Here is a 20,980-nt window from a genome sequence, read left to right on the forward strand (position 1 = left end):
ATGGTTTATTGACCGTTTAGACCACAAATAGCTAGGAAAGTTGCTACATGGCAAGAGAAATAGAACGTAAGTTTTTAATCAATAATCAAGATTGGAAAGCATTAGCATATAAACAAACACATTTTGCACAAGGCTATTTAAATGATATAGCGGATAAAGCAGGAAAAAGCTCAGTAAGAGTACGTCTTGAAGGCGATAAAGCTAATATGAACATTAAGAGTTTAGAAATTGGGCTAAGTCGTGATGAGTATGAGTATGAAATTCCTTATGCGGATGGTGAAAAAATGCTGCATACTCTTGCTGTAGGTCCTGTTATTGAAAAGGTTCGATATTTAGTCAAAGTAGATAAACATACTTGGGAAATTGATGAGTTTTTAGGTGATAATGCAGGCCTGGTTATTGGTGAAGTTGAAATGGAATCTGAAACAGATCACGTTACTATTCCAGAATGGGCGGGCAGAGAAGTGACAGAAGAGGTACGTTTTTACAACATTAGTTTAAGTAAACGACCTTTTAATGATTGGAGTGAAGATGAAAAGCAATAAGGTAAATAGCGTGCAGATGATTGGTGTAAAAGCAGATTTGATACAAAAAAACAGAACAAAGCGAGTGGCTAAATTTAGTTATACGGCCATTGCAGGTGTTGTTTTAGCTCTTAACTCAAGTTTAAGTTATGCAGAAGGCTTAGGTTTGCAAGACGTATATCAAATGGCATTACAGCACGATGCGACTTTAGCTCAGGCGGAATCGCAATTTAATGCCGATTCAGAATCGGTTGCTACGGCAAAGTCTGCTTTATTGCCACACATTACTGCTGATGGTAGTTATTATGTAACGGATAGTAGTTATGACCCTTCAGATAATCATGCACGTGACTTATCGTTAAATTTAAATCAACCCTTATATCAGCATGACTCTTGGGCGCGTTATGAACAAGCTAAATATACTGTTGATTTGGCTGATGCTACGTTAAGAAATGCTCAACAAGATTTAATTTTGCGTGTCACTCAAGCCTATTTTGATGTGTTACTCGCACAGCAAAATTTACGTTTGTCTCAAACCAAAGAAAAAGCCGATTACACTAATTATGAAACGGCACAAGCTTCTGCTGAATTAGGACTTTCTAGCAAGGTAGATGTATTACAAGCCAAATCAAGTTATGACTTATCAAAGTCCGAAACAATTAGTGTTGAAAATAGTTTAAATGTGGCGCTAGAAGCGTTATCAAAACTTACTGGGCAACCTGTTATTCGCTTTGAAAAAAACAATTTAAAACAGCTTATGCCTAATGTTGTTTTACCGCCAGAAAAACGTCCAGTATACCAACTTGTAAAACAGGCTGAAACAAACAATTTACAGGTAAAACAATCTGAAGCTCAATTATCAAGTGCTACTGAAGAGATTGAAGTACAACGTGGTGGTTATTACCCAACGGTTTCTTTAAAGGCATCTTATTCTGATACGGCTTATTCTGATTTCGATACTAATTATACGAGTAGCTATAATGACAAAAACACCACTTCGGTTGGTGTGGTTGTCTCTATGCCATTGTATTCAGGGGGCGGAACCAACTCTCAAGTTGCTGCGGCTAAGTATCAAACTATGGCATCACAAGAAGCATTAAGAGACGCAAAAGAAAGTGCCAAGCTTAACGTTAGAACTCTAAAGCGTAATTTAGAACAAGGCCATAAATTAATTGCCGCATTACGTGAAGCGGTTAAATCGAATGATGCCTTTTTAGAGTCTGCAGAAGAAGGTTATAAGGTTGGTTTAAAAAGTATGTTAGAAGTGTTAACGGCAAGAACAAATCAAACCAGTGCACATAAAAACCTAATAGAAGCCATTCATAATCAAGTGATAAATAAACTAAACTTAGAAGCGAGTCTGGGTGATTTAACGGTTGATGATATTATGAAGTACGAGCCACTTTTACAATCGGTTAATTAATTTTAGTTAACTTGTGTGAATATCAATATCGGAAAGTTCTTTAATGTGTAAGGTTGGTTAGTTTGAGTGTGCAGTTTACGGTAGGTCGCCGTCAATTTTTTAAAAACAGTATAAAAGCCTCCGCGTTATTAAGTGTAGCGGGTTTAACGGCCTGTCAAGCTCACGCATCAAACAAAGATATTTTAATTGGTGTCACATCTCGTCCAAGAATGCTAGACCCCCGTAAGGCGACTGACGCCTTGTCTAGCCGCATTAACCGTTTACTGTATCGTCAACTCATTGACTTTAACGAACATTTTGAAACTATTCCCGATTTAGCCAACTGGCAACAGACCTCTAACACTCGCTATGTTTTTAGTATTCAAGAACAATCTTTCTTTCACCATGGGCAACCTTTAACGGCCGATGACGTGGTGGCAACCTATCAAAGCATATTAGATCCTGATTTTGGTTCAGCACACCGTGGCTCATTAAAAGGTATAAAAAGTGTTAAAGCCTTAAATAAAAATCAAATTGAATTTATTTTAGAGCAAGAAGATGCGCTTTTTGTAGGCCGTTTAGTCATTGGTATTTTGCCCAAATCTTTAATTGATAAGCAGCATGAATTTCAAAAACAACCAATTGGTTCGGGGGCGTGTGAATTTGTTTCTTTAACCGAACAAAAATTGGTTATTAAACGCCGTAAAGATTTGATTAATTTAGAATTTATTCCCGTAAAAGACGCTACAGTACGTGTGCTAAAGCTTAAAAAGGGTGAGTTAGACCTGGTACAAAATGATCTATCACCTGAGCTGGTTCAGTACTGTCAAAAACAGCCAGAATTAAAAGTTGAATGGCATAACGGTACAAATTTTGGCTATATTGGTTTTAATTTTGAAGACCCATTACTTTCACAATTGGCATTACGTCAAGCCATTGCTCATGGTATTGATCGCCAAGCGATTATTAATGCTATGTTTTCTGGGCATGCACGTTTAGCCGGTGGTTTACTGGTACCAGAGCATTGGTGTGGTGTGCAAGATATGCCGCAATATGAATACAATCCCAAAAAAGCCAAAGAGTTACTAAATACGTTAGATTTAGATAATTTACCAGGCCTGGTAAAACGAGATAAAAATAATGATTTAATCATTGAACTGAGTTATAAAACCTCTAATGATCCAACCCGTATTCGTTTGGCGACGATCTACCAATCGCAACTTAAAAAAATAGGGATTCACTTAAATATTCAAAGTTACGATTGGGGTACTTTTTACAGCGATATCAAAAAAGGCCGTTTTCAAATGTACAGTTTGGCGTGGGTAGGAATTAAAAGCCCTGATATATTTCAGTACGTGTTTGATTCAGATGCCATTCCGCCTAAGGGCGCAAATAGGGGACGTTACAGAGATTCTCATGCAGATTCATTAATAAGGCAAGCGGGTAGAGCGCATGGCCTTAAAGAACAGGCAGATTTTTATAAAGAATTACAGCGTTATTTACAAAAAAACTTAGCCACTATGCCTCTTTGGTATGAAGACCAATACTCTGTTATGCGCAAGAATATAAAAAATTATCCATTGTATGCCGATGGTCGATTTGATGGACTTTTGGATGTGATTAAATCTTAAATATTTTTAACAGAGATTTTCTTAAATTATTGTTATAGATAGAAAAATTATTAATTTATTGAGTTTGTTAATGTTGAATAAGCTTACACATAAAAAAAGAATGCAACCATTTAAAGGCATATAAATGACAGGTAGAATAGACAACTTTTTTAAATTATCGCGTGGTTTCTTTTGAGCTATTTTATTGTTATCTCTATTTCTAAACAAACGCTTGATGTCTTTGATTCGGCTCACTCACAGCCAATAAAAAGTTATGCGATTAGTTCTGGTTTAAATGGCGTTGGTTGTGAAAAGAATTCTGGTAAAACACCATTAGGTAATCATATTGTTCGTGCCAAAATTGGTCAAGATGAACCTTTAAACACTGTTTTTGTCGGTCGACGACCTACGGGTGAAATCTATTCTAAAGAGCTGGCTCAATCTCAACCAGAACGGGACTGGATTTTGTCACGAATTTTATGGTTGTCTGGCTCTGAAGTCGGGGTTAATCGTTTAGGGCAGGTTGATACTATGCAACGTTACATTTATATTCACGGCACGCCAGATACAGAGCCTATGGGCATTGCCTTATCGCATGGCTGTATTCGTATGCGTAATCACGATTTAATGGAATTATTTGATTTGATTGATATTGCTACCCCTGTGGAGATTGTCTGTTGATTGCTTATTTAGCAAGGCTAATCGGTTCCGTGATATTTGTCTCTTGGATAGTCGGTACACTGGTTTTCTTTTTAATTCACCTTGTGCCTGGCGACCCTGTTGCCGTCATGTTAGGTGATTGGGCAAGCCCAGCGGACGAAACTGCTTTAAGAGAACAATTAGGTTTACATTTGCCTATTTGGACACAGTACATTCACTATTTAACAGGCCTGGTACATTTAGATTTAGGGCAATCTCTGTTTTTTCAACAACCTGTTTCTGAGTTAATAGCCGAACGTTTTCCCATGACGTTTAAATTGGCTTTAATGGCGTTATTAGTTGCGGTACTTATCTCTTTTCCACTTGGTTTATGGGCGGCTTTACGCTCGGGTAAATGGCCTGACCATTTATCAATGACGGTCTCTTTAATTGGTGTATCAATTCCTAATTTTTGGTTAGGTCCTATGCTAATTTTACTGTTTTCACTCAGTTTAGGTTTGTTACCCGTTAGTGGCGCAGAACAGCCTTTTTCATGGGTATTACCGTCTATTACATTAGGTACGGCATTAGCTGCTATATTGGCCCGTATGTTACGTGCGTCATTGCTTGAAGTCATGCATGAGGATTACATTCGTACCGCACAGGCAAAAGGTTTACCAGCATCTATTGTTTATGGAAAACACGCTTTGTTAAATGCCTTATTGCCCGTTGTGACTATTTTAGGATTACAACTCGGAACCCTATTGGGCGGTGCGGTCATTACCGAAGTGGTTTTTGACTGGCCTGGATTAGGGCAACTTTTGGTTGAATCGATTCAACGACGTGACTACCCCGTAGTGCAAGGTTGTATCTTAATTATTAGTGTGGCTTACATTACCATTAATGGTTTAACCGAGCTGGTTTACGCTTGGTTAGACCCCAGAATTAGAGTAGCGAATTAACATGCGTTTAATCTTTAAAAATAGAGTTATAAACCTATGTTGAGAATATTAAGTTATCTTATTATTGGTGCTTGGCTGTTAATGGCTATTGCGGGCTTTTTTATTGGTGATAATGCCGATAATGTAGATCTTAACCTGTTTTTAGCTTCACCAAATTACCAGGCCTGGTTAGGGGCTGATGAACTTGGTCGCCCAGTATTAGAACGTGTGATTTTAGGCGCGCAAACGTCTCTATTTGTGGCCGTTGGTGTGGTGTTTTTCTCTGCGATTATTGGTACTTCTATTGGTGTGTTAAGTGGTTATTTAGGTGGCTGGTTTGACCGAGTGGTAACCAAAATTATAGATGTGTTTTTAGCCTTTCCAGGTTTATTGTTGGCCATTGCCCTTGCCGCTGTATTAGGGCCTGGTATTGAAAATGTAGTCTTTGCTTTGGTGGTCGTTGGCTGGGTAGGGTATGCACGTTTATCAAGAGCACAAACGTTAAGTCTTCGTCATAGAGAACATATATTGGCTGCGCGTTCTTTGGCGGTACCTATGCCGATTATGCTTTATAGACATGTATTGCCTTTAATTCTAGCCCCATTGGGTGTAGAGGCTACGTTTGGTATTGCGGGTGCCGTTATTTCAGAAGCAGGTTTGTCTTTCTTAGGATTAGGTGTGCAACCACCCGATGCCTCTTGGGGAAGTATGATTAAAGAGGGTACACGCTATTTATTGGTTGCACCACATTTGGTTTTAGCTCCTGGTATTGCCTTAATGCTCGTGGTGTTAGCGGTAAACCTAATGGGAGATCAGTGGCGTGATTATTTAGATGTAAGAAGCCGAAATACTAAATGAGACCTTTGTACGAGACCATGAACACATAAAAACAGCTATAATTCTCTATCTTCAAGCTAAAAAATCTGCCCAATAACTCGTTATTATGCGTATTTTTTAACCTAAATCTAAAGAATTCTATCTTGTTTTTCTTGTGCCCCTGTCTCGTGCAAAGGTCTCTAAATAAGAGTGAATAAAATAGTCTTTATTCGTAACGTTCTTTTATTGAGCTTTGCCCGCTTTGATAGCCAAACGAACCAGTTCGGTAATGGTTTTTACTTGCAGTTTAGACATTAAGTTTGCCCGATGCACTTCAACCGTTTTAATACTAATACATAAATTTTCTGCAATGCGTTTATTAGGCACGCTTTGCAATATTTCAGTTAATACTTGTTTTTCTCGTTTTGATAACTGATCAAATAATGTACTTAATTCTTGGTCTTTCTCATGTTGTTTTTGAATATCATCATAATGATGAATCGCGGCTTGAATGCGCTCAAGTAAGTGTTGGTCGTTGTAGGGCTTTTCAATAAAATCAAAAGTGCCTTCTTTCATTGCACGCAAAGCCATGGGGACATCGGCATGCCCGGTGACAATAATGACTGGAAAATGCTCATCAATTTCTTTAATAGATTTATGCAAATCCATACCATTTATACCCGGCATTCGAACATCTAAAACAACGCAGCCAGATAAACCTGGCGTAAATTGTTCTAAAAATTCATGACCATTGGCAAATAGCTGAGTGGTTAACTGAACGGATTCTAATAACCAAGCAAGTGATTCACGTACTTGTTGATCATCATCCACAATATAAACTGATGTTTTTGTCATACGTTATCTTCCTCTATTAAAGCTTGGCTATTAGAGGCAAGCGGAAGGGTAAACATAAATTGGCAACCTGGGTGATTGTTTTGTATTTTTAGTTGGCTATTATGGGCTTCAATAATACTGCGGCAGATCGCTAAACCAAGCCCCATACCTTCTGTTTTTGATGAATGAAATGCATTAAATATATTTTGTATTTCTTGTTCATCTACACCTGAACCATTATCTATAACGCTCACTTCTACATTGTGATCTAAAATCTTTAAATCAATATTAACAAATCCATTTTTGCTATTAATCGCTTCCATACCATTACGTACAAGATTCAATATGACTTGTTCAATTTGCGTTTTATCACCTTTAACCATAATTTGAGACTCTGAAGAAGGAGCCAGCAATTTAATGGTATTTTGATACGCTTCTGCGCCCAAAATATCTAACACTTTATTGATTGAGCTAATAAGGTCAAACTCTTGTTTTTGAGGCGTGCCAGTTTGCACAAACTCTCTTAAACGTTTAATGATATTGGAGGCTAAATTTAAACTTTCTAATGAACGAGTTAATCCCAGTTTTATTTGTTCTGAATCGTTTTCATTTAAGCGGCGTAAACTGCCACTAATATAATTTACCGCAGCCGTAAGTGGTTGGTTAATTTCATGTGCTAATCCGGCAGCCATTTCACCTACGGTAAATAAACGAGTGATTTTACCCAATTGAGAACGATAAATTTCTCGTTCTTCTTCAATGGCGTGGCGCTCAATACCTGAAGCAATCCATTGAGTTAAAAGACGAAGTAACTCTTGGTCTACACTACTGATTTCTGAATGATTTATCAAATCACCAATAAGCAATAAAAGTCGGTTAGAACGCCCATCAATATTAATCATAATGCTCTGTAAACGTTTATTACATTGCGTATTTTCGTAGGTCTGTATTTGGTAATTATTGGATTGATAATTTATTTTCTTTAGACAGTTTAAAGCTTCTTTTTCATAAGAACGATCACCATCAAAAGACTGTAATATCAAACCAATAGGGTTACTTTTGCTCGGAGTTTCTACTTTATAAAGAAAGGTAGCATCCATTTGAAAATGAATACGGGCCAATACCATGAGTTGGTCAACTTTTTTGGCATAACTCGAATTGTAATTAACTGAAATTTCATAAAAACTTTGTAAGGCTTGTCGGCTACGTCTAAGCGTTGCTTCTACACTTTCACGGGCTTTTATATCTTCTTCGAGTTCTCTATTTACCCGAGATAATTCTTGTGTACGTTCTATAACTTCTTGTTCTAAATTGTTTTTATGTTGATCAAGTTCTAATTGAGATTGAGCCAGTTTTCGATTGATGTGACTTACTCGAGTTACCGATAAAATTAACACAATAATTAAAGCCATGATAAGACTAATTTCGACGGCATATTCATGGAGTAAGGTTTTTAAATTAATTTTATTTGATGGCGAATAGGGGGGTAATTTTAATGCTCTTAACAACCCTTTTACTGTCGATAAATCGGCTGGTTGCCCCCAACCATTGTGGCTAATATAACTTTTAGTAGAGGTTGATTTAGGCATGGAGTAAAGCGTGGTGGCGACTTTTAAAGAGAGAGCAACATCTGTATTAAAAAGCGTTGCCATTCCCCACTCGGCATAAAGTGAACTACTGTGTTTTAGTAGATATCCAGGGGTTGTTTTGGCACTCACAACTTTAATTTTATTTTTTTGCAGTTCACCATTTTGAATCATATTTTCTAGTAAACCCGCGCGCACAATTCCGGCATCAGCACCACCTGTTAAAACGGCATGTACAATGTTTTTTTGAGAACCATTAGTAAAGCGAAGTTCAAAAAAATCTCTATCCGGCGTGATTCCTGACAACATAAATTCTCTTTGCATCATTTGAAATCCACCAAACTCAAAAGGAGAGGTGGCAGCAATACTTTGATTTTTTAGGTTAGATAAAGTGTTGATGGCAGAATTATTGGCTTTTGTAATAACGGTTGCGGCAAAATAATCATGCGGATTTTTAAGGTATTCAGTTTGCAAGGTAGCAATAAGTTTAGCGCCATTGGCAACTAATTGTACTAAGTGGTTTGGGCTAGTAATAATAAAATGTAATTGATTTTTATCGACTGCATTATCTAAACATTCACGTCCCATGGGTTTAATGACAAATTTATGCCCTTCAATATGATCAGTAAGGTAGTCTGCTGTTTTGTTCCAAAAAAGAATATCTTCATCTGTTGTGTGTTGATTAAATACACCTATTGATATGGTATCTGCATAAGCCGTTGTATTAAATACAGACAAAAAAAATGTAAAAATACACATTACTTGCCATAGAAACAGGCTTTTTATTTTTGATTTATAAGAATAATTTAGCATGTGAGTAGTCTAATACATATCTAACCCCAAAACACCTAGGGTTATCCCTAGTTATTGTAGTAACCACCCGAATTAACAACCCTTATCTAAAATAATAGACTACTCCATGAAGTTTAAATAGAGACCCTTGTGACTCGTGGTCTCAAATACTATTTACCCTAATGGAGTTTTTATATGTCTTTAAATCGCCGTGAGTTTTTACACATTATGTCAATGGCCGCCGCCGCTGGTTTGTTACCAACGTCTTCATCTGCTCAAAGTACACAACCAAGTGCACATAAAGGCTCAAATCTATCACCTGATTTATATAAAGTGCCTATGAAAGGTAAGGTGAGGTTATTACATATAACAGACACTCATGCGCAGTTAAAGCCCATTTATTTTCGTGAACCAAATGTTAATTTAGGGGTGGGGCCTGCTTATGGAAAATTACCGCATATTGTTGGTCATAAAGCCTTAAAAAAATTGGGTATTGAAGAAAATAGCCCTTTAGCACATGCGTTTACCTTTTTAAATTTTGAAGAAGCCGCTCGCCAATACGGAAAAGTAGGTGGGTTTGCCCATATTAAAACCTTATTGGACCGACTAAGAAAACAAGCAGGTGGTCAGCAAAATACTTTAACAATGGATGGTGGCGATTTATGGCATGGTTCGGCCACGGCTTTATGGACAAAAGGCCAAGACATGGTTGAAGCATCAAACCTTTTAGGGATTGATATTATGACTGGACACTGGGAATTTACTTACCCAGAAGAGCAAGTTTTAAGCAATATTCATAAGTTTAATGGTGAGTTTTTAGCTCAAAATATAAGAATTAAAGAAGACGCTTTATTTGGTGGTGATTATTCTGATATGGCCGCTCGTTATGATGGTACTGGTCTTTACAGTGAAGATGAAGCGTTACCTTTTAAACCTTATACCGTTAAAGTCATTAATGGTGAACGTATTGCGATTGTTGGGCAAGCTTTTCCAAGAACCGCAAATGCGAATCCACAAGCTAACTTTCCTGATTGGTCATTTGGATTACGTGAAGATTCATTGCAAGAAACCGTTAATCAAATTCGCGAAAAAGAAAAAGTCGCTGCCATTGTTATGATCTCGCATAACGGAATGGATGTGGATATCAAAATGGCTTCTCGGGTGAGTGGTATCGATGTTATTTTTGGTGGACACACTCATGATGGTGTACCGCAAACCGTGCCTGTTAAAAGCCCAGAAGGCAAAGTTTGTCACGTGACCAATGCTGGGTCTAACGGTAAATTTGTTGGTTGTATGGATTTAGATATTCAAGGTGGAAAATTATTAGGGGTTCATTATCAATTGTTACCGGTGTTCTCTAACTTATTACCGGCAGATAAAAAGGTAAATCAGTTTTTACAAAAGCTTAGAAGCACCGTATATGACAAATCTATTGTTGAATCACGTAATCCTAAATACGCCTTTAATGCATCACGTTTAGGGAAAACTTATGATGAAATTTTAAGTGAAAAATTAGCCGTAGCTGAAGATACCTTGTATCGCCGAGGTAATTTTATGGGGACTTGGGATCAAATTATTGTGAACGCACTGCGTCATGAACATAAAACCCAAATTGCATTGTCCGCTGGGGTTCGTTGGGGTACATCGGTATTAGCGGGTGAAACCATTACCATGGAACGCGTTATGGATGAAACATCTATGACCTACGGTGAAACGTATAAAGCGAATATGACAGGTGCGCAAATCAAAGATATTTTAGAAGGTGTCAGTGAAAATATTTTTCAAAAAGACCCTTATTTGCAATCAGGCGGCGATATGGTGCGAGTAGGAGGAATGGATTACACCTGTACTCCACAAGCCCCTTTTGGACAAAGAATTACCGATTTACGTTTGGATGATGGTAGTAAAGTAGAAGCCAATAAAACCTATAGTGTTGCAGGTTGGGGACAAGTCGATCAAGTCGGAAACGGCAGACCTGTTTGGGATGTAGTGGCCGATTATTTACGAGCCAATAAAGCCGATATGAAACTGAAGAAATTTAATACTCCAAAATTGAATGGTGTTGATGGTAACCCAGGCATTGAGAGTTATTAATATTAAGCGAAAAGCTTAACCATAAGGCTTATTACCCATATTTTTTAAGCGTTATTAAATGGAGTTAGTGTCTAGCTCCACTTAAAAAAGGTACGAAGGCCTTTAAATAGTAATGTAAAAGTAAGGAACAGAGAAATGTATAAATTTTTAATCATGATTTTAAGCATCGCTTTACTCGCAATAGGATCTGCTCAAGCGAACACAACAACCAGTAAAGAGTATCAACAGTTAGTAATGAAAAAAATGCAGTTACTGGCTGATTCTCAAAAATATATAGATCAGGAAATTAATAGACATATTGAAAGAGCAATCGATATTCAACGATATCAAGTTTGTATTCAAGCGGCTAATCAACAACAAAAATTAAAAGATTGCGAAATTAACACCTTAAAAAACTAGGTGTTAAATCACTAAAATTGACAGTATTTTGAAAGCTGAAATACGGTCTAACTTTTTAAAAGGATAAGCCATGTTACAACTATTTAAACAGGCCTGGTTTAGGGATACTAACGAATCTGCTATTTTTATTAATGAAGTTGCGGTGCGAATTAGAGCCGGCATTATGTTGGCCGTTCCATTATATATGGGCTTAACGCTGTTTGATGTGCTTCATACATCTAAATGGATTGTTGACTCAAATAGTGCGGTTGATACCTACAATACAGATTTTGATGGGCATATTATTTACAGCATTGAAGGGATAAAACGTACCTACGATTACACTGTACAAACTTGGGTATTGTTTTTTGCTTTACTGGATATGATTGCAGGCATGTTTGTTTTTACATCGCGGTTTTCTCCTACTATTTTATTAAGTAGCTTTTTAGCAAGAAATGTTGCGCCAGTTTGGAAACCATTAGTACCAAAGCGTTTTGCTTGGACGATTGGAGCCACTATTATATTTTTGTGTATTGCCTTTTTTAATCCCGATAGTTTTGCTTCTGCTTTGAATAGCCTATGGGGAAGCCAGCTATTGCCAGAAACTGAAAACTACCTTACGCATTGGATACCAAGTTTGGTTTGGTTATGTATTGCTTTTATGTGGTTGGAAGCAACATTAGGGTTTTGTGCGGGATGTAAACTCCATTCACTATTTGTTTGGATGGGAATACTTAAAGAGGAGTGCATTGCTTGCAATAATATTAACTGGGAAGAAATCGCAAATAGAAAAAAACAAGAAAATGCTTCTAATGATTAGGTGTATTTACATTAGGTTGTAAATAAATTTACCAGGCCTGGTAAATTATTATCGGGTTTGAATTTATTTGCAGCTAGGCATTTTAGAACAAATAATACTAAAATCGTTTTAAAACGGTGACATTATCTCCATATTTTATATAGCCTTCACGCAAGACTTTACATCTGGCACCACCTCGCCATTCTGGCGTTAAGGCTTTTTTTAACCCTGGTTGTATCTCTTCCATTCGGTTACACGGATCAGTTTCCTGGGTAACTTCTAGTAACACCTGACCAATCTGTACTTGTTTACCAATCATGGAATCTGAAAGTTCGATATCATCAATTAATAAGTTAGCTCTGCGTTCAGTCCAGTTAATTTCTGTTAAACATTCTTTACACGCTTTTTGCCAACTGGTTAAAGAGAGTAAGGTAACCTGAGTATTTATACTTTTTTTACCTTGGTAATCGTTTTTAAGTCCGTTTTCTAGTGAAATAAAAATTTCTTCATGAGAGGCGATGCAACCTCCCGATTCTTTATGCGTTGCTATACCAATCAGTTTAGCCATCTATTTATCCTTCTATTTATGTTTCGCGTAGAATTTTATCTATTGAATGTGACATTAAGGTTAAGCTTGTGTTTCTATTTTCATTTTTGGGTATGATATGTGCAAATATTTTACTCAAATTCGATTTTCGTTTTAATAAAGGGCAAACATGAAGCAAATTGCTGGTAAATCCATGTCTTTAGGGTGTGTAATGGTCGATATTGAAGGCACCGTACTTCAATCTCATGAAATTGATCGTTTAATGGATCCATTAGTGGCAGGAGTGATTTTGTTTAGCCGTAATTTTGAATCTGCTGAGCAATTAACGCAACTGACTCATGAGATTCATAATTTAAGACACCCTAAACTTTTAATTGGTGTTGATCATGAAGGTGGAAGAGTACAACGTTTTAGACACGGTTTTACCCATATTCCTCCAATGCGCGCCTTAGGCGAATTGTATGAAAAAGACCAAAAACACAGTTTTGAAGTGGCTGAAAAAATAGGGTGGTTATTAGCGGCAGAACTGTTATCTGTTGGTGTTGATTTTAGTTTTGCCCCCGTACTTGATTTAGATTATGGTGGCAGCAAAGTCATTGGCGATAGGGCGTTTCACGCAAACCCTATTGTGGTTGGAACTTTAGCAATGCATGTTATGAACGGTATGCATAAAGCTGGCATGGCCTCTGTGGCTAAACACTTTCCTGGACACGGTTATATTGAAGCCGATACGCACTTAGAAGTGGCCATAGATAAAAGACCTTTTGCAGAGATTCAACGTCACGACATACAACCTTTTTTACGCATGATTGAAAACAGCGTTGATGCAGTTATGCCAGCCCATGTCATGTATTCGCAAGTGGATAAAACGCCTGCTGGGTTTTCAGAATATTGGTTAAAAGAAGTCTTGCGTAAACAATGTCATTTTGAAGGTGCCATTATTAGTGATGACATGAGCATGAAAGCCGCAACCGAATATGGCACAGCCGCTGAACGCGTAAATAAAGCTTTGCATGCTGGATGCGATTTAGTTTTAGTGTGTAATGACCCGGCAGCGGCAGATGAGGTTTTGTCAAAAGTTCACTGGCATTCTGATACCTTATCTCATGCTCGTTTAATTCGTTTGCATGCACATTGCAAGTTTGAATATGCCAAATTACAATATGACCCTTTATGGCAAGCCGCAGTTGCTGTCGTTAACAAAATCAATCAAACAGAAGACCAGCAGGAGCTGATTTAAATGGAATGGTTAACAGAGCTTTGGACGAATTTAGTGGAACTTTTTGGCGGTCAAGTATGGTTATTATTGGTGCTAACCATTTTGACTGTAACAATCACAATAGACATTATTCAGCGTTATGTCTTAAAAATTGTACACATTAAACTCTTAAGAAGTGGTTTTGTTTGGATTGATAGCATTGTTGATGCCGCACGAGCTCCTGCCTCTTTCTTTATTTGGGTTACGGGGTTAATACTGGCCTTAACCACAACAATCACTCAACTCAATGTTTACACAGATATTGTGCCGTTTATTTTATCGTTTAAATCCACCATATTAACGCTCTCTTTTGGTTGGTTTGTTATTCGCCTAGTACAACGTTTAGAGTTAAATTTAAAAGTGGTGGCTCGTCAAGATGATCGTTTGGATGAAGTAACGGTTGAAGCTTTTGCCAAAATTATTAAATTATTGGCTTTTATTGTCACCATTCTTTTCTTCTTAAATGCATTTGGCGTTAGCTTAACGGGCTTGCTTGCGTTTGGTGGTGTTGGTGGTATTGCGATTGGTTTTGCGGCTAAAGATTTATTAGGCAATGTTTTTGGTGGCTTAATGCTTTATTTAGATAAGCCGTTTACCGTGGGTGAATGGATTCGATCGTCAGATAAAGAGATAGAAGGCACGGTAGAAAAAATTGGTTGGCGTATGACGGTTGTGCGTACCTTTGATAAACGTCCTTTGTATATTCCCAACGGTATTTTTGCAAACATTGCGATTGAAAACCCTTCAAGAATGAGTAATCGCCGTATTAAGGAGCGAATGGGAATTCGCTACGCTGATGTTAATAAAATGCGTGAGATTATTGTTGATGTAAGAACCATGTTGCGTGAACATGACGAGATAGATAGCAAGCAAACGCTTATTGTGAATTTTGATAGTTTTGGCGCGTCTTCTTTAGATTTCTTTATTTATACCTTTACCAAAACGACGAACTGGATTAAGTTTCATGAAGTAAAACAAGACGTGTTACTTAAAGTCAGTGATATTGTTGAAGCACACGGTGCAGAGATGGCATTTCCTACTCGTACATTGCATATTGATGGCTTAGAAGGGCTAGTTCCTAATGAAAACCAACCCTCTACAGAGAAAGAATAACACCTTAAAATAAGTGTTATTGTGTGCGTTCAGCAAGCGCTTTAAGGTTTTTTAAAGTATAAAAAGGCATCTCAACCACCATTGAATTTGCTAGCCAGCTAGGTATTTCACCACCGGGTTCGGCGGCAATTTGAAATGTGACTTTAGTACTGTCTTTTCCAATAGGCTCAAGTTTCCAAAATCCTTTCATTTTAGGCACTCTAATTCTATCTTTTTGTAAAGGGTAGGCATTTGGTTTGGCTGTTAACTCAATAAGGTAACCACCGTTGGCTAAAGACTTTTGGGAGGCCTGGGTAACGGCATCTCTATTGGTAACAGGCCAGGGAGTCGATGTTACTGTGTAGCTTATTGTCTCAGTATCACTCACTTTCTTTAGAACTTTTGCCTCTTCTGTATTGTAATACCATTTGGGTAAATTCTCGGTATCACGAATAATTGATACGATTTTAGAGGCTGGTGCATTGATTTTTACCAAACCTTTAAACGCTTTAAAGTTTGAACCTTTAACGGTTTGAGTCCAAACCTGAATGGGGTTGTCTTTAGCCGTGTCTTCTAAATCCCAAGCATAACTTGCATGGCTGTAACTTAAACACAATAGAGTGATAGCGGTTGAAAAAGACAAGTGAGAGAAAAAACGAGAAATATGCATTGAGATTATCCTATAAAATCAAGAGAATATTACGGTACCAGTAAAGGTTAGTGTAACAGTTCTATTAATTTAAAATCTTATGCTTTTTGGGTGAGATAGTATGGCTTTTAAGGTGTAATGGCTAAAACGTGATAGCCATTAATCTTATAAAATAATAACTTCTGGTTCTAAATGAATACCAAATTTATGGTTAACATCATCTTGAACAAGGTGATATAGCTCTTCTATGTCAGTTCCCTTAGCACCGCCTAAGTTAATTAACACCAATGCATGTTTAATGGATACTCCAGATTTACCATGCGATCGTCCTTTCCAGCCAGCCTGTTCAATAAGCCAAGCCGCTGGAATTTTATAAGAGCCATCTAACATTTTGTGATGTGGAATTTCTGGATACTGTTCTTGTAACGTATCAAAATATTCTTGTTCAATAACTGGGTTTTTGAAAAAACTGCCCGCATTACCTTGTCGTTCTGGATTTGGGAGTCGGTTTTTACGAATATCAACAATGGCATCAAAAATAATGGCCGGGGTGAGTTTATCTTTGTGGATATCTGATAAAGCATCTTTTAATGGATCGTAAGCTAAATTTGGTTTGCCATATTTAAGCTTTATTAATCTAAAGGTAACTCTGTGCACTAAGAGTTTATTAATAAACTCTTGTTTAAATAAACTAGTTCTATAGCCAAATTGGCATTCGGCATTACGGTATTCAATACGCTGGCCATCATAAATATTTAAAGTTTGCACACGAGTAATGGTATCTCTAGCTTCTGCACCGTAAGCACCAATATTTTGTACAGGAGCTGCGCCAACGGTGCCTGGAATTAGTGCAAGGTTTTCTAACCCCCACCAGCCATTGTCAACGGTATATTTTACGAGGTCATGCCATTTCATTCCGGCGCCTACTGATAACCAAATATTTTCTTCATCCTCTTTTACGATTTTTAAAGTATCGTAAGTGCAACGAACAATTACCCCGGCAATATCATGGGTAAATAAAATATTACTTCCATCCCCTATGATGCGCCAAGGAAGCGATGCGAGTTTAAGATCAGACCTTAACGTCAAGATATCGCTCTGTCTGTTAATTTCAATCAGATACTCGGTCTTAACATCAATGTTGAAGGTGTTATAGGGCTTAAGTGATTGGTTGGCCTGAATGTGCATTTTACTCTTGTGTATAATGAGGTTCGAATTGGATTTATTATAAAGGAAGATGAATGAGTCAGTTAACACTTTCTAAAGATTCTTGGTCATCGCAAACAGTTTTTATTATGGCAGCCATTGGTTCTGCGGTTGGCTTGGGGAATTTATGGAAGTTTCCCTATATTACAGGTGAAAACGGTGGCGGTGCATTTGTATTGGTTTACCTGGCGTGTATTTTATTAATAGGTATTCCTGTGCTCTTATCTGAACTTGCGTTAGGACGTTCTGGGCGGGCCAATCCTGCTCAAGCCATGGCTAATGTTGCACGTAAAAATGATAGTAGCCGTTGGTGGGTTTTACTGGGGTTAAATGGTTTGCTAGCGGGTGCGTTGATTTTATCGTTTTACACGGTGATTGCCGGTTGGAGTTTGGCTTATCTAGTACAAAGTGTGCAGGGCGAGTTTGTGGGGATTACCTCAAAAGAAGTTGGGCAAAATTTTAGTCAATTATTGGCCAATCCCGCTGAACTGCTTTTTTGGCATACAGTCGCAAGTATCTTTACCGTATTAGTCGTAGCAAAAGGGATTAAAAGCGGTATTGAAAGAGCTATTTCCTTTATGATGCCAGGACTTTTATTTATTTTATTGATTTTGCTTGGTTACGCGATGACAACAGGGGCATTTGGTCAAAGTTTTCATTTTTTGTTTGATCCTGATTTTTCTAAACTCACTTGGCAATCAGTGTTAACAGCAATGGGGCATGCATTTTTTACCCTAAGCATTGGCCTTGGTACGATGATGGTTTATGGTTCTTATATCTCTAAAGAATATTCCATTGTTAAAGCGGGCTTATGGATAGCCTTTGTGGATACCTTAGTGGCGTTATTAGCAGGCCTGGTAATTTTCTCAATTGTGTTTGCAAATGGTTTACAACCAAGTTCAGGACCAGGTTTGTTGTTTCAAACTTTACCCGTTGCCTTTGGTGATATGCCTGGTGGGCAATTCTTTGGTACCTTATTTTTTGCTTTGGTGGTAATGGCGGCTTTAAGTTCGTCTATTTCTTTAATTGAGCCTGCTGTTAGTTGGTTTGACCAAAACTGGGGCATAAAAAGGGTAAAGGCGGCTTGGATATTGGGCGCTATAATCTGGTTTATCGGTATCGGTACTGTCTTCTCTTTTAATGATTGGGCTGATATCAAGTTTATTGGTGACCGAAACTTTTTTGAGTCTATTGATTTTCTTACCGCAAATATTATGTTGCCTCTTGGTGGGTTGTTTATCACGATATTTGTTGCTTGGGAATTTAAAGAGGAGGAACGAGATAAGCAGTTATCTATGAAACCTTGGGTAATGGACAAGTTGCTATTAGATCTTAAGTGGATCTCTCCGGTGGCGATAATGATTGTATTTGCATCTAACCTAGTTTCAGGCACTGCAACAATACCTTTGATTATTGCAACATTAGCTATTTATTTAGTTTATGTTTGGAATATCAAAAGAATTGAAGCGATTAAATCTGAATAAATAAAAAAATGTTTCAATAAAAAATAACGGTTAATAAAAAGGAGGCTTGGCCTCCTTTTTTAATGATACGTTTATTCAATGATGATGTTAATCATGATTTAAACCATGAATTTAAAGCCATTTTTAATATTGTGCTGTGTATTGATTTTGTACCATACGGTGCATTTCTAAATATTTAGCATTGATTTTACGTTGCATAACGTGAGAGTAACGCAAAATAGAGCGCATAACATGGTAGGTAAGCATTGGGTGTTGTTCTACAAGATTTTCAAACGCATCTTTATGCAATAACAATACTTCAGAATCCTTTTTGGCGACCACACGCATGGTGTGTGTATTACCATCAATAAAACTGAGTTCACCTGTCATACTGCCTTCTTTGAGAGTATCAATGTGAATTGTCATGTTATTGCTGAGTACCTTTAACACTTCTAATTTACCCGTCACCAGTAAATATAACGTTTCATCTCTTGTACCTTCTTCAAATAAAACATCACCAATGGTGAGCTTTTTTTGTGTAAATGCAGCAGATAAAACTTCACACTCTTCTAATGATACGTCTTGACCAATAATGGTGGCAGATAACGTTTTTGCTAAACTCATAAAATCTTCCTCATTTCTTTTTAAAACAACTGATTTTATTCTAACCTATGCTTTAAAGCATAATCGGTTAAATACGTAATAGTTTTTAATTAGACGCTGGGGAGTATTAATGATTTAAAATTTTGTAATAAAAAACCACTTTGTATGAAAGGGTTAGCGCGATTTTACTCTATGCTGATAATGTAAGACTGGCTACTGTATGTAGCCTAAGTTTGTAAAGTAAATATGAAAACAGATTTACCAGGCCTGGTAAAAATTATTTGAGTTGTTGAACCTGGAAAAAATAACCAAAAAAGGCATTTATTCCCCAAACAAAGACAAGAATTAATAAGAATACAATAATAATAGAGCGAGCAGTTTTATTGTCAAAAAACTTTGCTTTCCAGTTTTCGTTTTTAATGAGAGGCCAAATAAGGTAAATAAAAACGATAAGAGCAATAATTTGTAACGCAATAAATAAATATTCAAGTGAGGCTGGTAGTTCTGATTCAGTCATATTTTTCTCATGGTTTTATGTTTTATTAGATGCGGGTAGTTTATTTTGAATAAGTTAATACAACTGATTGATATCAAAAAATAATTTACTGGCGGTTAACTTAATATATTGACAAGTGTGTGGTAATAAATCTCAGTTAACTGATTTAAATCAGTAACGCTAACTTGTTCATCAATTTTATGGATTGTGGCGTTTATAGGGCCAAGTTCAATAACTTGTGCGCCAGTGGGAGCAATAAAGCGACCATCAGATGTTCCGCCAGCGGTAGATAGTTTAGGTTTGTTTCCTACAACTGTTTCAGACGCTTTTTGCACTGCTTGGATAAGCTTGCCATCAGCTGGAGTAATGAATGGTAGGCCAGATAATGTCCACTCTAAATCATAATCTAAATTATGGTGGTCTAAAATAGAATGTACGCTTTCTTTTAAAGATTCGGGCGAATGCTCGGTTGAAAAACGAAAATTAAACTGAATAACAACGTCACCAGGAATAACATTGGTTGCCCCAGTACCGCCTTTTATATTTGATATCTGAAATGACGTTGGTGGAAAATATTCATTACCATGATCCCAATGCACGTTGACCAATTGCTCTAAAGCGGGTGCCATATTGTGAATAGGATTGTTGGCTAGTTCTGGGTAAGCAATATGTCCTTGCACACCTTTAATGGTTAAGTGACCACTTAATGAGCCTCGGCGACCATTTTTAATTGAATCGGCCAATTTATGGCTACTTGATGGTTCACCCACTAGGCAATATTCAAATTTTTCATTACGCTTTTCTAAGGTTTCTACAACTTTAACCGTACCATTTACCGCAGGGCCTTCTTCATCACTGGTGATAAGGTAAGCAATAGAACCTTTGTGATCAGGGTAATCGTTTACAAAACGTTTGGTTGCCGCCATAAAACACGCAATAGAACTCTTCATATCGGCTGTACCACGACCAAACATAATATCGCCATCAATGTGCGCTGAAAATGGTGGGTAAGTCCAAGACTCTTCAGGGCCAGTAGGCACAACATCGGTGTGACCTGCAAAAACAAAACAAGGTGAGGTTGACCCTTTACGAGACCAAATATTATCTACCTCCGCAAAAGGCATTTTTTCGGTGGTAAATCCTAATGGTTGTAAATAGTCGGCAATGATTTGCTGGCAACCTTTGTCATTAGGAGTCACAGAGTCAATTTGTATAAGTTTTTGTGCAAGTTCAATGGTTTCAGTCATGGTG

At 37.4% G+C, this 20,980-nt stretch carries 20 protein-coding genes; 12 read left to right on the top strand and 8 right to left on the bottom strand.

Going from position 1 to position 20,980, the window contains the following annotated elements; translation table 11 throughout:
* Nucleotides 1–47 precede the first annotated feature (47 nt).
* From ACYQ0E_RS06510 to ACYQ0E_RS06535, 6 genes are all read left to right on the top strand, one after another.
* Nucleotides 48–545: a CYTH domain-containing protein gene (locus ACYQ0E_RS06510; protein ID WP_460187433.1), complete on the top strand. Its 498-nt coding sequence runs from the start codon at nucleotides 48–50 to the stop codon at nucleotides 543–545.
* The gene (locus ACYQ0E_RS06515) at nucleotides 532–1,947 is read left to right on the top strand and encodes a TolC family outer membrane protein (RefSeq protein WP_460187434.1); all 1,416 of its coding nucleotides are present in this window, start codon (nucleotides 532–534) and stop codon (nucleotides 1,945–1,947) included. The genes ACYQ0E_RS06510 and ACYQ0E_RS06515 overlap by 14 nt, the downstream gene beginning before the upstream one ends.
* A 68-nt stretch (nucleotides 1,948–2,015) precedes the next feature.
* Entirely contained in the window at nucleotides 2,016–3,557 is a 1,542-nt protein-coding gene (locus ACYQ0E_RS06520) for an ABC transporter substrate-binding protein (RefSeq protein WP_460188704.1), read from the top strand.
* Nucleotides 3,558–3,728: 171 nt separating this feature from the next.
* Nucleotides 3,729–4,217, top strand: coding sequence for a L,D-transpeptidase family protein (locus ACYQ0E_RS06525; RefSeq protein WP_460187435.1), 489 nt, complete (start codon nucleotides 3,729–3,731; stop codon nucleotides 4,215–4,217).
* A complete protein-coding gene (nikB, locus tag ACYQ0E_RS06530) occupies nucleotides 4,214–5,137 on the top strand; it encodes a nickel ABC transporter permease (protein ID WP_460187436.1) in 924 nt (307 codons plus the stop codon). Before ACYQ0E_RS06525 ends, nikB begins: the two co-directional genes overlap by 4 nt.
* Before the next feature lie 36 nt (nucleotides 5,138–5,173).
* A complete protein-coding gene (locus ACYQ0E_RS06535) occupies nucleotides 5,174–5,974 on the top strand; it encodes an ABC transporter permease (RefSeq protein WP_460187437.1) in 801 nt (266 codons plus the stop codon).
* A gap of 201 nt (nucleotides 5,975–6,175) precedes the next feature.
* Here the strand turns inward: ACYQ0E_RS06535 and ACYQ0E_RS06540 are convergent, their stop codons facing one another.
* Together ACYQ0E_RS06540 and ACYQ0E_RS06545 are read right to left on the bottom strand one after the other, a co-directional pair.
* The gene (locus tag ACYQ0E_RS06540) at nucleotides 6,176–6,787 is read right to left on the bottom strand and encodes a response regulator transcription factor (RefSeq protein WP_460187438.1); all 612 of its coding nucleotides are present in this window, start codon (nucleotides 6,785–6,787) and stop codon (nucleotides 6,176–6,178) included.
* Entirely contained in the window at nucleotides 6,784–9,111 is a 2,328-nt protein-coding gene (locus ACYQ0E_RS06545; RefSeq protein WP_460187439.1) for a sensor histidine kinase, read from the bottom strand. Before ACYQ0E_RS06545 ends, ACYQ0E_RS06540 begins: the two co-directional genes overlap by 4 nt.
* 228 nt (nucleotides 9,112–9,339) lie before the next feature.
* Between ACYQ0E_RS06545 and ACYQ0E_RS06550 the strand changes: the two genes are divergently transcribed.
* The 3 genes from ACYQ0E_RS06550 to ACYQ0E_RS06560 all read left to right on the top strand — a co-directional run bounded on the left by ACYQ0E_RS06550 (nucleotide 9,340) and on the right by ACYQ0E_RS06560 (nucleotide 12,436).
* Nucleotides 9,340–11,238, top strand: coding sequence for a 5'-nucleotidase C-terminal domain-containing protein (locus tag ACYQ0E_RS06550; RefSeq protein ID WP_460187440.1), 1,899 nt, complete (start codon nucleotides 9,340–9,342; stop codon nucleotides 11,236–11,238).
* Nucleotides 11,239–11,373: 135 nt separating this feature from the next.
* Complete coding sequence (locus ACYQ0E_RS06555) at nucleotides 11,374–11,637, top strand: hypothetical protein (protein WP_460187441.1); 264 nt, start codon at nucleotides 11,374–11,376, stop codon at nucleotides 11,635–11,637.
* 70 nt (nucleotides 11,638–11,707) lie between these two features.
* Nucleotides 11,708–12,436: a DUF4395 domain-containing protein gene (locus ACYQ0E_RS06560; RefSeq protein WP_460187442.1), complete on the top strand. Its 729-nt coding sequence runs from the start codon at nucleotides 11,708–11,710 to the stop codon at nucleotides 12,434–12,436.
* 97 nt (nucleotides 12,437–12,533) lie between these two features.
* Here ACYQ0E_RS06560 and ACYQ0E_RS06565 read toward each other — a convergent pair whose 3' ends face one another.
* Nucleotides 12,534–12,983: an MOSC domain-containing protein gene (locus ACYQ0E_RS06565; protein ID WP_460187443.1), complete on the bottom strand. Its 450-nt coding sequence runs from the start codon at nucleotides 12,981–12,983 to the stop codon at nucleotides 12,534–12,536.
* Nucleotides 12,984–13,131: 148 nt separating this feature from the next.
* Here ACYQ0E_RS06565 and nagZ point away from each other — a divergent pair, with 148 nt between their 5' ends.
* Together nagZ and ACYQ0E_RS06575 are read left to right on the top strand one after the other, a co-directional pair.
* On the top strand, nucleotides 13,132–14,202 hold the full coding sequence (gene nagZ / locus ACYQ0E_RS06570; protein WP_460187444.1) for a beta-N-acetylhexosaminidase: 1,071 nt from the start codon (nucleotides 13,132–13,134) through the stop codon (nucleotides 14,200–14,202).
* Complete coding sequence (locus ACYQ0E_RS06575) at nucleotides 14,203–15,333, top strand: mechanosensitive ion channel family protein (protein ID WP_460187445.1); 1,131 nt, start codon at nucleotides 14,203–14,205, stop codon at nucleotides 15,331–15,333. It begins immediately after the preceding gene.
* Nucleotides 15,334–15,349: 16 nt separating this feature from the next.
* Here ACYQ0E_RS06575 and ACYQ0E_RS06580 read toward each other — a convergent pair whose 3' ends face one another.
* The gene (locus ACYQ0E_RS06580) at nucleotides 15,350–15,982 is read right to left on the bottom strand and encodes an START domain-containing protein (protein ID WP_460187446.1); all 633 of its coding nucleotides are present in this window, start codon (nucleotides 15,980–15,982) and stop codon (nucleotides 15,350–15,352) included.
* Nucleotides 15,983–16,126: 144 nt separating this feature from the next.
* The gene (murB, locus tag ACYQ0E_RS06585; protein ID WP_460187447.1) at nucleotides 16,127–17,149 is read right to left on the bottom strand and encodes a UDP-N-acetylmuramate dehydrogenase; all 1,023 of its coding nucleotides are present in this window, start codon (nucleotides 17,147–17,149) and stop codon (nucleotides 16,127–16,129) included.
* Nucleotides 17,150–17,202: 53 nt separating this feature from the next.
* Between murB and ACYQ0E_RS06590 the strand changes: the two genes are divergently transcribed.
* Nucleotides 17,203–18,651 carry a sodium-dependent transporter gene (locus tag ACYQ0E_RS06590; RefSeq protein WP_460187448.1) on the top strand — a complete coding sequence of 483 codons (1,449 nt, stop codon included), beginning with the start codon at nucleotides 17,203–17,205 and terminating at the stop codon, nucleotides 18,649–18,651.
* A gap of 123 nt (nucleotides 18,652–18,774) precedes the next feature.
* Here ACYQ0E_RS06590 and ACYQ0E_RS06595 read toward each other — a convergent pair whose 3' ends face one another.
* The 3 genes from ACYQ0E_RS06595 to dapE all read right to left on the bottom strand — a co-directional run bounded on the left by ACYQ0E_RS06595 (nucleotide 18,775) and on the right by dapE (nucleotide 20,976).
* The gene (locus ACYQ0E_RS06595) at nucleotides 18,775–19,254 is read right to left on the bottom strand and encodes a Crp/Fnr family transcriptional regulator (protein ID WP_460187449.1); all 480 of its coding nucleotides are present in this window, start codon (nucleotides 19,252–19,254) and stop codon (nucleotides 18,775–18,777) included.
* Nucleotides 19,255–19,510: 256 nt separating this feature from the next.
* A complete protein-coding gene (locus tag ACYQ0E_RS06600; protein ID WP_460187450.1) occupies nucleotides 19,511–19,750 on the bottom strand; it encodes a hypothetical protein in 240 nt (79 codons plus the stop codon).
* Nucleotides 19,751–19,845: 95 nt separating this feature from the next.
* Complete coding sequence (gene dapE, locus ACYQ0E_RS06605; protein ID WP_460187451.1) at nucleotides 19,846–20,976, bottom strand: succinyl-diaminopimelate desuccinylase; 1,131 nt, start codon at nucleotides 20,974–20,976, stop codon at nucleotides 19,846–19,848.
* Nucleotides 20,977–20,980: the final 4 nt, after the last annotated feature.

The organism is Thiomicrorhabdus hydrogeniphila (assembly GCF_054656895.1).

Excerpts from the sequence above, each read along its gene's own strand:
- ACYQ0E_RS06540 (WP_460187438.1), bottom strand. The coding sequence starts at position 6,787 with ATGACAAAAACATCAGTTTATATTGTGGATGATGATCAACAAGTACGT.
- ACYQ0E_RS06555 (WP_460187441.1), top strand. The coding sequence starts at position 11,374 with ATGTATAAATTTTTAATCATGATTTTAAGCATCGCTTTACTCGCAATA.
- ACYQ0E_RS06550 (WP_460187440.1), top strand. The coding sequence starts at position 9,340 with ATGTCTTTAAATCGCCGTGAGTTTTTACACATTATGTCAATGGCCGCC.
- ACYQ0E_RS06515 (WP_460187434.1), top strand. The coding sequence starts at position 532 with ATGAAAAGCAATAAGGTAAATAGCGTGCAGATGATTGGTGTAAAAGCA.
- ACYQ0E_RS06590 (WP_460187448.1), top strand. The coding sequence starts at position 17,203 with ATGAGTCAGTTAACACTTTCTAAAGATTCTTGGTCATCGCAAACAGTT.
- ACYQ0E_RS06535 (WP_460187437.1), top strand. The coding sequence starts at position 5,174 with ATGTTGAGAATATTAAGTTATCTTATTATTGGTGCTTGGCTGTTAATG.
- ACYQ0E_RS06565 (WP_460187443.1), bottom strand. The coding sequence starts at position 12,983 with ATGGCTAAACTGATTGGTATAGCAACGCATAAAGAATCGGGAGGTTGC.
- ACYQ0E_RS06595 (WP_460187449.1), bottom strand. The coding sequence starts at position 19,254 with ATGAGTTTAGCAAAAACGTTATCTGCCACCATTATTGGTCAAGACGTA.
- nagZ (WP_460187444.1), top strand. The coding sequence starts at position 13,132 with ATGAAGCAAATTGCTGGTAAATCCATGTCTTTAGGGTGTGTAATGGTC.
- ACYQ0E_RS06580 (WP_460187446.1), bottom strand. The coding sequence starts at position 15,982 with ATGCATATTTCTCGTTTTTTCTCTCACTTGTCTTTTTCAACCGCTATC.
- ACYQ0E_RS06560 (WP_460187442.1), top strand. The coding sequence starts at position 11,708 with ATGTTACAACTATTTAAACAGGCCTGGTTTAGGGATACTAACGAATCT.
- ACYQ0E_RS06510 (WP_460187433.1), top strand. The coding sequence starts at position 48 with ATGGCAAGAGAAATAGAACGTAAGTTTTTAATCAATAATCAAGATTGG.
- ACYQ0E_RS06575 (WP_460187445.1), top strand. The coding sequence starts at position 14,203 with ATGGAATGGTTAACAGAGCTTTGGACGAATTTAGTGGAACTTTTTGGC.
- dapE (WP_460187451.1), bottom strand. The coding sequence starts at position 20,976 with ATGACTGAAACCATTGAACTTGCACAAAAACTTATACAAATTGACTCT.
- murB (WP_460187447.1), bottom strand. The coding sequence starts at position 17,149 with ATGCACATTCAGGCCAACCAATCACTTAAGCCCTATAACACCTTCAAC.
- ACYQ0E_RS06600 (WP_460187450.1), bottom strand. The coding sequence starts at position 19,750 with ATGACTGAATCAGAACTACCAGCCTCACTTGAATATTTATTTATTGCG.
- ACYQ0E_RS06545 (WP_460187439.1), bottom strand. The coding sequence starts at position 9,111 with ATGTGTATTTTTACATTTTTTTTGTCTGTATTTAATACAACGGCTTAT.